Origin of the sequence: Streptomyces albospinus, assembly GCF_014648695.1 — a bacterium.
Taxonomy (GTDB): Bacteria; Actinomycetota; Actinomycetes; order Streptomycetales; family Streptomycetaceae; genus Streptomyces; species Streptomyces albospinus.
The window spans coordinates 33,818-45,249 of record NZ_BMRP01000049.1 but is presented as its reverse complement, the minus strand read 5'-3'; the positions used below and the strand labels follow the sequence as shown (position 1 = coordinate 45,249).

The window sequence follows — 11,432 nt, the reverse complement described above, 5'->3', positions numbered from 1 at the left end:
GGCTGGGAGGCGAACCACGCGGTCCTCGCACACCTCGCGGAGCACCGGGTGGGGTGGGGGACGTAGGGCGGTGCGGGCCGCCGGGCCGGGTGCTGTCCGGTGGGCGGCGGCCGGTGCCCACCGGACAGCACCCCTCGCCAGGGGGCCTACTTGCGCACGGCGGGACAATGGAATGCGGCAGACAACCCTGGAGGTAGGTACATGTCCGAGCCGCGACCGGCTCCCGATCCCCGCGGTACGGCGTCCGAATCCCGGCGCATGAGGCCCGCGCAGCTGCTCTTCGAGCCCCCCGAGGCCACCGCCGACCCCGAGCACTTCTTCGGTCTGGAGTCGATGGAGGATCCCGGCGCGCTGCTGGGCCGGGCGACCGAGCTCACGCTCGCGTTCCGGGCGGCGGCCGACCGCGCCACGGAGTTCCAGGCGCTCGCCGCCGCCCAGCTGACCGACCCCCGCCGCTTCGACCGGCTGCCGCTGTCGGTGCTCGCCGAGCGGGCGGAGTGGACCGAGGACTACGCACAGAAGATGGTCGAGTTCGGCCGCAGCCTGATGCGCAGCGGAAGCGCGGTGCTGGGCGACATGGACTGACCCCGGGAGCCACACCGGCCCCACCCACCCCACGACGGCCCATGGTCCAAGATCATGAGCCGCTGGCATATGCGGGGAGCGGAAGATACTCCCTGCCGTGCCACCCTGTCCCGGTTTCCGCCAATCAGCTCTGCTGGTACGCGGGGTCTCGATAGACCTGTCCGCATGACCGACTGGCTGCCTGAGACTCCCCGGAACCCGGCCTTCCCCACCGCCGCGTACGTCACGCTCGCCGGCGCCGACTGGCTCGCCTCCTCAAGCCCGCATCCGGGCAGCGTGCACACCCTGTGGGCGGAGCGGCCCACGGCGCCGAGCGTGCTGCCGTGCGGCGCCGTCTTCGACGTGATCAACGCGCCGGCGCTCTTCGGGCGGCGCATGGTGGACCGGCTGTGGTCCGCGGGGCCGGGCTCGGGGCCGGTGGCCGTGCACCGCGGCCGGCTCCTGCTGTTCGCCGCGCCGGGCACCGCCCAGCGGCTGCCGGCGCTGCTGGCGTGGGAGGAGTGGGCCGCGGCGGTGCCGCCACTGCTGTGCCACGGCGGCGGCGACGCGGTGACGGTCCCGCCGCTGCACCCGCGCCCCCGTACGCCGGGCACCGCGGCCGGAGACGACCCGGCCGGCACCGCCGCGTCCCGCTGGCTGGTCGCCCCCGACGTGCGCGACCCCTGGCTGCCCGGCCCGGACGTCCTGCTGTGGGCCTGCGTGGGGGCGGCGCGGGGCACGCTGGAGGCCGACCGGGAGGGCGCCCGCGCACACCCCGAAAGCGCTGCTCAGCCCCTGGATGCCGCGGTCACGTGAGGCCGCGGCGAATCGATTTTTGCCCTCCCCGGCCAGGATGCTAATGTTTTCCCCGTCAGCAGGCGCCGCTAGCTCAGTTGGTTAGAGCAGCTGACTCTTAATCAGCGGGTCCGGGGTTCGAGTCCCTGGCGGCGCACCGACAGACGAAGGCCCCCACTCCGGTGGGGGCCTTCGTCGTGTCCGTTCCGTGCCGGTCAGGAACTGTGGGTCACCTTGACCACCCAGTCCCCGCCGGCCGTCCGTCTCTCGACCTGGATGCGCACGCCGTCCTCGGTGTCGTTCATGCTCTCGCCCACCCCCAGGGGGGCGTCGGCGAGCGGCGGGTAGACGGAGGTGCCCCAGCAGGCCGAGGTGCCGGGGTGGCCGTCCAGCACCTGGACCGGCCCGGATCCGGACGCGGTGTCGCTGCGTACGCGGTAGACGAGGATGCCCTCGGTGCAGACGTGGCGGTCGTTGCCGACGGCGGCGCGGGCCTCCATGGCGAGCGCGCTGTCGGGGCCGGTGCGGACGACCAGGAGGCGGGTGCGGCGGTGGTCGCCCGGCTCCTCGGGGGCGGACAGGGTGCGCAGCGCGTGCACGGTGGGGCGGGACCGCTCGACGCAGTCGACCTGGCCGTCGGTGATCCATCCGAGGTGCCATTTGTGCCAGGCGAAGGGCTCGGGGGCCAGCCCGAACTGGCTGCCCATGAGGTCCCAGTCCCCTACATAGGTGTCCCAGTCGCCCTTGCCGTCCTGGGGGCGGTGGTAGAGGTCGGGCAGGTCGAAGACATGGCCGGTCTCGTGGGCGAGGACGTTGCGGTCGGGCGGGCTGTGCTCGAAGACGGTGACGAAGCGGCGCAGCTCGACACCGTCGACGTTCATCGGCTGGTCGAGGTTGACGACCTTCGTGGCGTCCGAGTCGACGCCGGGGGCGCCCGGGTCGGCGACGAGATAGATCAGGTCGTAGCGGCTGAAGTCGACCGAGGGTTCCGCGGCGGCGACCGCGTCGCGGAGGTATCCGGCGCGCCGGCCGGAGTCCCAGTCGCGCTGTATGCCATACGCGGTGGACGGATGGGGCATCCGGACCCAGTGGTTCTGGATGTGCGCATGCAACTTGAAGGTGCCGTAGGAGGCCCGGTCGAAGAACTGGGACGTGGCGGGAAAGTAGTCCCCGGAGAGCTGCTGCGGGGTCGTGGTGGGGCGGGCGTCCGGAAACGACAGAAAAATCATCACCGCGTCAAGGGAGCGATTCGGGCGCGGGTAGGCATCGTTCCAACCGTCGACGCCTTCGGAGTGATGCGCATCGGTGCGTCCGAGGGCGCAGGAGAGGGAAGCCTCAGAAGCAGTGGCCGGACCGGCCACGATGGAGGTCGCGATCAGCGCACTCAAGGAGGTGAGGACGGCTGCGATGCGCCGAAATCGGCGGCTGCCCACCCCCGGGGGTGTCTGGCGGCGCAGCACATGGACCTCCAGGGACGGATTCGGGACACCCATCTACCCTGAGGCGATTTAATGCTATTCGTCCTGTTTTGGGACCTCATACGAGTGACCGGCGCGTCCCCCATGTCCCGTAACGGAAAGTCACAAGCGACCAAAGGGGCAATCGGTGCGAACAGAGCCGGGCAGAAATGGCTGAAGTTCCGTCATGCGTGCGGATGGTCACGGCTACGTCGCTGGATCGGCCGTTGCGCCAGCCTCTATGATCGCCACACTTTCCAGCGCGAGGTCCCCCCTCCGTCACGAGACAAGCGCCAAGCGGGAGCGAGCAGTGAGCGGACACCCCGACGGTACGGGCCGCACGCCGGGAGCGACGCTGCCCTCGGTGACCGAGCGTGATGGTACGACCAAAGAATCCGGCGACGCCCGGACCGCCCCGGAACCGCCCTGCGACAGTGCGGCGCGCTGCGACGGCACCGCCGCCTCGCTCGGCGACTACCGCGCCGCCTTCCACGCGGCACGGCACCCGATGGCGGTCCTCAACCGCGACGGGCTGGTGCTGGCCGCCAACCCCGCCTTCGGCGAACTGGTCGGCGCCGCCCCGGACGACCTGGTCGCGGCCACCGCCGCCGACCTCACCGACCTCGGCGCCGACCCGCGGGTGTGGACCGCCTACCGCGAGGTGCTGTGCGGGCGCAGCGACCGGCTGCGGTGCACCCGCCGGCTCAAACAGTCCGACGGGAACTCCGTTTGGGTGGAGGTGACCGTCGAGCCGGTCGCCGACGGGCCGGCGGGCGGCGAGGAGCGGGTGCTGCTGTCGGTCTCGGACATCAGCGACCGGCATGATCTGCTGGCGCGGCTGCGGCATTTGCAGATGCACGATCCGGTGACCCGGCTGCCCAACCGGGCGCTGTTCTTCGAGCGGCTCGCCGCGGCCCTGGAGACGGCCGCCTTCGAGCCGGCCGGCACCGGCCGGATCGGGCTGTGCTATCTGGACCTGGACGGCTTCAAGGCCGTCAACGACACCCTCGGGCACCGCGTCGGCGACCGGCTGCTGAGCGCCGTGGCGCAGCGGCTGACGCGCTGCGCGGAGAGCGCAGCGGACCGCGGTCCGGGCCGCGGCGGGCATCTGGTGGCGCGGCTGGGCGGCGACGAGTTCGCGCTGCTGGTCGAGGACTCCACCGGCACCGACCAGGTGGCCGAGCTCGCGCAGTGCGTCCTGGACGCGCTTCAGCGACCCTTCGACCTGGCCGGGCAGCGGCTTTCGGTGTCGGCGAGCATCGGCGTCGTGGAGCGGGCCGCGAGCGGCACCACCGCGACGGGGCTGATGCAGGCCGCGGACACCACGCTGTACTGGGCCAAGGAGGACGGCAAGGCCCGCTGGACGCTCTTCGACCCGGAGCGCAACGCCCACCGGATGACCCGGCAGGCGCTGTCCAGCACGCTGCGGCCGGCCGTGGACCGCGGCGAGTTCACGCTGGAGTACCAGCCTCTGGTGGGGCTGGGGGACGGCCGGGCGCAGGGCGTGGAGGCGCTGGTGCGGTGGCGGCACCCGCAGTTCGGGGTGCTGTCGCCGAATCGGTTCATCGCCCTGGCGGAGGAGAACGGCGCGATCGTCGAACTGGGGCGCTGGGTACTGGAGCGGGCCTGCTATCAGGCGCGCGCCTGGCAGCTGGCGCACCCCGGCGGCCAGCCGCTGTTCGTCAGCGTGAATGTGGCCGTACGTCAGGTGTGGGACTCCGACCTGGTGGCCGACGTCGCCGGGATCCTGGCGGAGACCGGACTGCCGCCGCGGCTGCTCCAGCTGGAGCTGACCGAGTCGGCGGTGATGGGCTCGGCCGGCCGGCCGCTCCAGGCGCTTCAGGCACTCAGCGACATGGGCGTGCGGATCGCCATCGACGACTTCGGCACCGGCTACTCCAACCTCGCCTATCTGAGCCGGCTGCCGGTGTCCGTGCTGAAGCTGGACGGATCGTTCGTCCACGGCTTCCGGTCGCAGGAGCACCCGAACCCGGCGGACGAGATGATCGTGGAGGCGCTGGTCGCGCTGGCGCACCGGCTCGGCCTCACCGTCACCGCGGAGTGCGTCGAGAGCGCCGAGCAGGCCGAACGGCTGCGCCGCATCGGCTGCGACACCGGCCAGGGGTGGCTCTACTCGCGGCCGGTGGCGCCGGACCGGGTGGAGGCGCTGCTGGACGCGGGGCGCGCCTGCGGCTGAGCCGCGCGCCCCGCGCCGCGTACACCGCGTCAGCCCTGCGGGAGTCCGTAGGCGTCGGCTATGAGGTCGTACGAGCGGCGCCGGACCGCGCCGGTGTGGGCGTTGGCGGTGAGCATCAGCTCGTCGGCGCCGGTGCGCTTGGCGAGGTCGTCGAGGCCCTGGCGGACGGCGTCCGGGGTGCCGTGGACGACGTTGCCGAGCCAGGTGTCGACGAAGTCGCGCTCGATGTCGCTGAAGGGATGGGCGGCGGCCTCCTCGGGGGTGGGGACCAGGCCGGGGCGGCCGGTGCGCAGCCGGAGCATGGCCAGTGCGCCGGTGAGGACCTGACGGCGGGCCTCCCGCTCGTCCTCGGCGGCCAGTGCGGAGACACCGATCAGGGCGTAGGGCTCGGCGAGGACCTCGGAGGGGCGGAAGGACGCCCGGTAGAGGTCGAGCGCGGGGACGGTGTTGGCCGCGGAGAAGTGGTGGGCGAAGGCGAACGGCAGACCGAGGGTGCCGGCGAGCCGGGCGCTGAAGCCGGACGAGCCGAGCAGCCACAGGGGCGGGCGGTGCGGGGACTGCACGCCGCCGGGGGAGGTGGCCTGGACGGGGCCGGGGACGGCGTGGATCCGGGCGTACGGGTGGCCGTCGGGGAAGGAGTCGTCGAGGAAGCGGGTCAACTCGGCGAGCTGCTGCGGGAATTGATCAACGCCTTCGTCATGGGGGTACCCCCTGCTCGAACGCAGCTGAGAGCTTGGGGGACGCTCGGTGCGGCGGAGGGCGGCGGCGGTGGCGCCGTCGGTGCCGGGGGCGCGGCCCAGGCCCAGGTCGACACGGCCGGGGGCCATCGCCTCCAGGGTCCCGAACTGCTCGGCGACGACCAGGGGGGCGTGGTTGGGCAGCATGACGCCGCCGGAGCCGAGCCGGATGCGGTCGGTGTGCGCGGCGAGGTGGGCGAGCAGCACCGCCGGCGAGGAGGAGGCGACGCCGGGCATGGAGTGGTGCTCGGCGACCCAGTAGCGGTGGTAGCCGCGGCGCTCGGCGGTGCGGGCGATGTCGACGGCGGTGCGGACCGCGGCGGTCGCGGTGCTGCCGGCGCCGACCGTCACCAGGTCGAGCACGGACAGGGGGACGGGTGCGGTGCCCCGCGCGGCGCCCCGGATCCCGTCGTCCCGGGAGGCGCCGTCGCTGCCCGCGCCGTCGCTGCCCAGGGCCTGCTGGTCTTCACCGCTCACGGTGCGGGTCCTCCTCGCGTCATGGATCTGCCGTCGCTGATCTGCCGTCACGGTCTGCCGTCACGGGTCTGCGAGGAGGATAACCGGAGTAATTCTCCGTTTATTCCCGGGCGGGGTGGTGGTTCCGGCGGTGCCCGCCGGGGCCGGTCGCGGTCAGTCGCGGGCGGCCCGGGAGAAGAGCGTGCCCAGTTCCGGGCAGGCGAGCGTACGGCCGAGCAGCCGCAGGCCCTCCCAGGCCGTCACCTGATTGGCGGTGAGGACCGGCTTGCCGAGCGCCGCTTCGAGGGCGGGCAGATGGGCGGCGGTGTGCAGGGCGGTGTCGGGCAGCAGGACGGCGTCCGCATCGGGGTGGTCGCCGGCGCGGGCCAGGGCCAACACCTCGTCGCGGCCCCAGGTGCCGACCTCGGCCGCGGTGATGATGCCGCTGCCGCGGGTCGCCACGACCTCCGTACCGGCGGATTTCAGGAACGCGTGGAAGTACTCGGCGACATCGTCGGGGTAGGTCGCGGCGATCGCGACCCGGCCGGCGCCGATCTCCCGGACGGCGTGCGCGAAGGCGAAGGACGTGCTGGACGCGGGCAGCCCGGCGGTGGCCGACAGCTCTCGCACCTGCTGCTGGGCGCCTTCCCAGCCGTAGACGAAGCTGGCGCTGGTGCAGGCCCACACGACGGCTTCGGCGCCGCGGGCCCTGAGCTCGGCGACGCCGGCGGCGAGCCGGGGCGCGGCGCCCATCTCCAGGAGCGCGTCGACGCGGTGGGCGTCCTCGCCGATGTCGGTGTGGACGAGCGGCAGGCGGACGGTGCCGCCCAGGAGCGTTTCGAGCCGGGGGTAGTCGTCCTCGGCGGAGTGGCCGGGGTAGAGGAAGCCGACCGATGCCATGCAGTTCTCCCTTGCGGGTGCGCGTACGGGGGTGCGGTGCGGAAGGCGGGCTGCCGGCGCGGGCGCCGGCAGCGGGCGGGCGGGCGGTGCGGAACCGGACCGGCCTCACACGGGGGGCTGGGGTCCGGGGTCGTCGGGCAGGTACGGGGGCGGTTCGGTGCCGTCGACGGCGTCCGCCTCGGGCGGGGCCGGCGGTCCGGCGAAGGCGGCTTCGGGGGTGGCGCCCGGTCCGCCGGCGGGCGGCGGCTGAGTGCCGGTCATGCCGGTCGTGCCGGTCATAGCCGCCGGCCCGCGCCGTGCCACCGGGTCGAGCAGCGCCTGGTACGCGCCGACGGCCGGTACGCCGATGGCGCGCAGTGCGGCCCACATCGTGACCTGATTGGCGGACAGGACCGGCATCCGCAGTTCGGCTTCCAGCTGCGGGATGACGTCGTAGGTGGGCAGGTTCGTACAGCTGATGAACAGGGCCTCGGGGCCGCCGACGACGGCCGCGCGGGCCATGTCGACGACGTCGCGGTAGGGGACCTTCCAGATGTGCCGGGTGAGTCCGAGGTAGGCGCGGCCGGTGACCGTGATGCCCGCCTCGCCGAGATAGTCCTCCAGGGAGTCGGTGACCGATTTCGTGTAGGGCGTGACGACGGCGATGCGCCGGGCGCCGATCTCGCGCAGCGCTTCGATGATCGCGCCCGAGGTGGTGAGCGAGGGGACGTCGCCCGCCTGCGACATGGCCGCGCACATCGCGCGTTCGCCCGCCGCGCCGCCGACGAAGCTGCCGGACGTGCAGGCATAGGCGATGACCTGCGGTGATACCGCGCACAGCGCCTCGACGGCGGCGTGCAGCGTTTCGTGCTCGCTGACCAGACGGGCCAGGTCGAGACTGACCTCGACGGGCACGAAGGGGGTTCGGGTGAGGTGGAGGGACACGTCGTCGGGGACCCAGCGCCACAACTCCCGGTCGAGCGCGAAGTCGAAGGGTGCGACGACGCCCACGCCGAGCTGAGGCTGTGGGCCACCCAGGAAAGAGACGTCCATGAAGGCCCCTAGAAGACACGAAGGGCTGGAATGGCCAGGCCAGTGGCCGGATGAGGTGGTGCAGCCGGACAAGCCGGGACGTCGGGACAGAGCCGTTGTTGACACGGTAGATACGACTTCCTAGCGTGGTCAATCCTCGCATCTCAGGCATCTGTCGGCGCCCTGTTCCTTGCATACGGGGCATACGTTTCAGAACGGTTTCTGACCTATGTCCGACCGCACCGACCGCACCGTTCTCGTCCTCGGTTCCGACCCGCCCCCGAAGCTGGACCGGCTCGCCGGCCGGGCCCGGGTGGTCTTCGCCGACGAGACGACCCTGGCCGATCGACTCCCCACCGCCGACGTGCTGTTGGCCTGGAATTTCACCTCCGACGCGATCCGGGAGAGCTGGCCGGAACGCGGCCCCCGCCCCCGTTGGGTGCACACCGCGAGCGCCGGCGTGGACCGGCTCCTGAGCCCGGCGCTGATCGCCGACGACACCGTCGTCACCAACGCCCGCGGGGTCTTCGAGCAGCCGATCGCCGAGTATGTCGCCGGACTGGTGATCGCCATGGCCAAGGACTTCTACGGAAGTTGGGAGCTCCAGCGGCAGCGGCGCTGGCAGCACCGCGAGACGCTGCGGCTGGCCGGCACCCGCGCCGTCGTGGTGGGCTCCGGACCGATCGGCCGGGCCATCGGCGCCACCTTGCTGGCACTGGGTGTCACGGTGGATCTGGTCGGCCGGCGGGAGCGACCTGAGGATCCGGAGTTCGGCCGGGTCCATGCGGCCGGCGCGCTGAACGGGCTGCTGCCGCATGCGGATTGGGTGGTCTGCGCGGCGCCGCTGACGGAGGAGACCCGCGGCCTGTTCGACGCGGCGGCGTTCGCGCGGATGCCGCGCCGCGCCCGGTTCATCAACGTCGGGCGCGGGCCGCTGGTCGACGAGGCGGCGCTGGAGGCGGCGCTGCGCGACTGGCGGATCGCGGCGGCGGCGCTGGACGTCTTCGAGCGCGAGCCGCTGGGCGTGGACAGTCCGCTGTGGGACGTACCGCATCTGATCGTCTCGCCGCACATGAGCGGCGACACCCTGGGCTGGCGGGACGCGCTGGCCGAGCAGTTCCAGGACAACTTCGACCGGTGGGCGGCCGGCGAGCCGCTGCTCAACGTGGTCGACAAACGGCTCGGCTACGTCCCGGTGCCGTGACGCCGCGGGCCGCCGCGGGCCCGCGCCCCGCCCGCCGCCCCGCCCGGGGCGGCCGACGCTCGGAGGACGCATGACGAACGGACCGACCCACCTCGCCGATCTCACCGCCACCCGTCTGACGGCCGGCTACGCCGCCGGCGAGTTCTCCCCCGTGGAGGCCACCGCGGCCGTACTGGAACGCGCCGCCGCCGCCCAGGCCGCCACCAACTCCTTCACCCGGATCACCGCGGACGAGGCGCTGGCCGCCGCCGAGGAGTCGGCGAAGCGGTGGGTGCGCGGGGAGCCGGCCGGGCCGGTGGACGGGGTGCCGGTGACCGTCAAGGACGTGCTGCTGACCCGGGGCGCGCCGACGCTGCGCGGCTCGCGGACGGTGCGGACCGAGGGCGCGGTCTGGGACGAGGACGCGCCGTCGGTGGCCCGGCTGCGCGAGTCGGGCGCGGTGTTCGTCGGCAAGACGACCACACCGGAGTTCGGCTGGAAGGGTGTCACCGACAGTCCGCGGCACGGGGTGACGGGCAATCCGTACGACCCGCGGCGCACCGCCGGCGGGTCCAGCGGCGGCAGCGCGGCGGCGGTGGCGCTGGGGGCGGGACCGCTGAGCCTGGGCACGGACGGCGGCGGCTCGGTGCGGATCCCGGCGTCGTTCTGCGGGATCTTCGCGCTCAAGGCGACGTACGGGCGGGTGCCCCACTATCCGGCGAGCCCGTTCGGGACGCTGGCGCACGTCGGTCCGATGACCCGCGACGCGGCGGACGCGGCGCTGATGATGGATGTGATCTGCCGCCCCGACTGGCGGGACTGGTCGCAGCTGGGGCCGGTGGCCGGCTCGTTCCGGGAGGCGCTGGCCGGCCCGGTGTCCGGGCTGCGGGTGGCCTACAGCCCGTCGCTGGGCTGGGACGTCCCGGTGGCCCCGGAGGTCGCCGCGGCGGTCCGCGGGGTCGCGGACCGGCTGGCCGGACTCGGCGCGCACGTCGAGGAGGCCGACCCGGGCATCGAGGATCCCGTGGAGGCGTTCCACACCCTGTGGTTCAGCGGCGCGGCCCGGCTGGTGCAGCCGCTCGGGGACGCGGAGCGGGCGCTGCTGGACCCGGGGCTGCGGGAGATCTGCGAGCGGGGCGCCCGCTACAGCGCGCTGGAGTATCTGGCGGCGGTCGATGTGCGGATGGCGCTGGGGCGGGCGATGGGCCGCTTCCACCGCGGCTACGACCTGCTGGTGACGCCGACCGAGCCGATCACCGCCTTCGAGGCGGGCGCGGAAGTGCCGTCCGGTTCGGGCCACACCCGCTGGACGGGCTGGACGCCGTTCACCTACCCCTTCAACCTCACCCAGCAGCCCGCCGCGACGCTGCCCTGCGGGGTGGACGGCGACGGGCTGCCGATCGGGGTGCAGTTGGTGGGTGCGCGGCACGCGGACGCGCTGGTGCTGCGCGTCGCGCACGCGCTGTACGGGGCCGGGGCCGCGGAGATCCCCGCGCCCCCGGCCCCGTAGGGCTGCCGGGGTTCCTCAGGCCCGGCGGAAGTTCAGGGTCTCCCCCAGGGCCCCGGCCCGCCACAGGTCCTGGCAGGCGTCGGCCATCCGGTCCAGGCCGTCGACGACCGCGCCCCAGACGATGCCCGGCACCCAGCCCGCGTCACCGTTGATCAGCAGGTTGTTGCGCTCGTAGAACAGCGCGAGGTCGACGACGGTGGCGCGGCCCTGGTGCTTGGCCTCCTGCTCGTAGCCGTACGACGCGGTGCCCAACTGGGTGTCGCTGAAGGTGAAGTAGCACAGGTCGCCGGGGATCGGGGTGATCGTCGGGTTCTCCAGCGGCGGCTCCTGCGGCGCGAACGGCGGAACCAGCGCGTAGATCTCGTTGCGGGCGTACTTGGCGTGGTAGACATCGCCGCCTAGAGGGAGCGCATCCCAGACGGCATTGCAGGTGATCGGAGCGCGGTCGTCGAGCAACTTGGCCGTGCAGCTCACGCCGCGCTTGTCCAGGGAGACTTCGATGAAGCGATCGGTCATATCCCGAGCGTAGGGGGCAATACCGGCGTACGGAACATCTCCCGCACCCACGTGACGGGCCGGAAACGATCGGCATATGTGTGAAGGGTTCGGGTAGCCGCGCGCC

General features: G+C 73.1%; 10 protein-coding genes and 1 tRNA gene. 6 read left to right on the top strand and 5 right to left on the bottom strand.

Going from position 1 to position 11,432, the window contains the following annotated elements; all coding sequences use genetic code 11:
* The first annotated feature begins 201 nt into the window (after positions 1–201).
* The 3 genes from IEZ17_RS35625 to IEZ17_RS35615 all read left to right on the top strand — a co-directional run bounded on the left by IEZ17_RS35625 (position 202) and on the right by IEZ17_RS35615 (position 1,516).
* Positions 202–585, top strand: a complete 384-nt coding sequence (locus IEZ17_RS35625; RefSeq protein ID WP_373300047.1) for a DUF8844 domain-containing protein — start codon at positions 202–204, stop codon at positions 583–585.
* 165 nt (positions 586–750) lie between these two features.
* The gene (locus tag IEZ17_RS35620; RefSeq protein WP_189307574.1) at positions 751–1,380 is read left to right on the top strand and encodes a bifunctional DNA primase/polymerase; all 630 of its coding nucleotides are present in this window, start codon (positions 751–753) and stop codon (positions 1,378–1,380) included.
* A gap of 62 nt (positions 1,381–1,442) precedes the next feature.
* A tRNA-Lys gene (locus IEZ17_RS35615) sits at positions 1,443–1,516 on the top strand.
* 58 nt (positions 1,517–1,574) lie between these two features.
* Here IEZ17_RS35615 and IEZ17_RS35610 read toward each other — a convergent pair.
* Positions 1,575–2,852, bottom strand: coding sequence for a M6 family metalloprotease domain-containing protein (locus IEZ17_RS35610; protein ID WP_189307572.1), 1,278 nt, complete (start codon positions 2,850–2,852; stop codon positions 1,575–1,577).
* A 328-nt stretch (positions 2,853–3,180) separates the two neighbouring features.
* Between IEZ17_RS35610 and IEZ17_RS35605 the strand changes: the two genes are divergently transcribed.
* On the top strand, positions 3,181–5,013 hold the full coding sequence (locus IEZ17_RS35605; protein ID WP_189307570.1) for a putative bifunctional diguanylate cyclase/phosphodiesterase: 1,833 nt from the start codon (positions 3,181–3,183) through the stop codon (positions 5,011–5,013).
* A gap of 29 nt (positions 5,014–5,042) precedes the next feature.
* Here IEZ17_RS35605 and IEZ17_RS35600 read toward each other — a convergent pair whose 3' ends face one another.
* The 3 genes from IEZ17_RS35600 to IEZ17_RS35590 all read right to left on the bottom strand — a co-directional run bounded on the left by IEZ17_RS35600 (position 5,043) and on the right by IEZ17_RS35590 (position 8,138).
* Complete coding sequence (locus IEZ17_RS35600; RefSeq protein WP_373300045.1) at positions 5,043–6,227, bottom strand: LLM class flavin-dependent oxidoreductase; 1,185 nt, start codon at positions 6,225–6,227, stop codon at positions 5,043–5,045.
* 153 nt (positions 6,228–6,380) lie between these two features.
* A complete protein-coding gene (locus IEZ17_RS35595; protein ID WP_189307568.1) occupies positions 6,381–7,106 on the bottom strand; it encodes a maleate cis-trans isomerase family protein in 726 nt (241 codons plus the stop codon).
* 105 nt (positions 7,107–7,211) lie between these two features.
* Positions 7,212–8,138: a maleate cis-trans isomerase family protein gene (locus IEZ17_RS35590; RefSeq protein ID WP_189307566.1), complete on the bottom strand. Its 927-nt coding sequence runs from the start codon at positions 8,136–8,138 to the stop codon at positions 7,212–7,214.
* 208 nt (positions 8,139–8,346) lie between these two features.
* Between IEZ17_RS35590 and IEZ17_RS35585 the strand changes: the two genes are divergently transcribed.
* On the top strand, positions 8,347–9,321 hold the full coding sequence (locus tag IEZ17_RS35585) for a D-2-hydroxyacid dehydrogenase (protein ID WP_189307564.1): 975 nt from the start codon (positions 8,347–8,349) through the stop codon (positions 9,319–9,321).
* 70 nt (positions 9,322–9,391) lie between these two features.
* A complete protein-coding gene (locus IEZ17_RS35580) occupies positions 9,392–10,810 on the top strand; it encodes an amidase (protein WP_189307562.1) in 1,419 nt (472 codons plus the stop codon).
* Between the two features lie 15 nt (positions 10,811–10,825).
* Here the strand turns inward: IEZ17_RS35580 and IEZ17_RS35575 are convergent, their stop codons facing one another.
* The gene (locus IEZ17_RS35575) at positions 10,826–11,326 is read right to left on the bottom strand and encodes a DUF3830 family protein (protein ID WP_189307560.1); all 501 of its coding nucleotides are present in this window, start codon (positions 11,324–11,326) and stop codon (positions 10,826–10,828) included.
* Between the last annotated feature and the right edge of the window lie 106 nt (positions 11,327–11,432).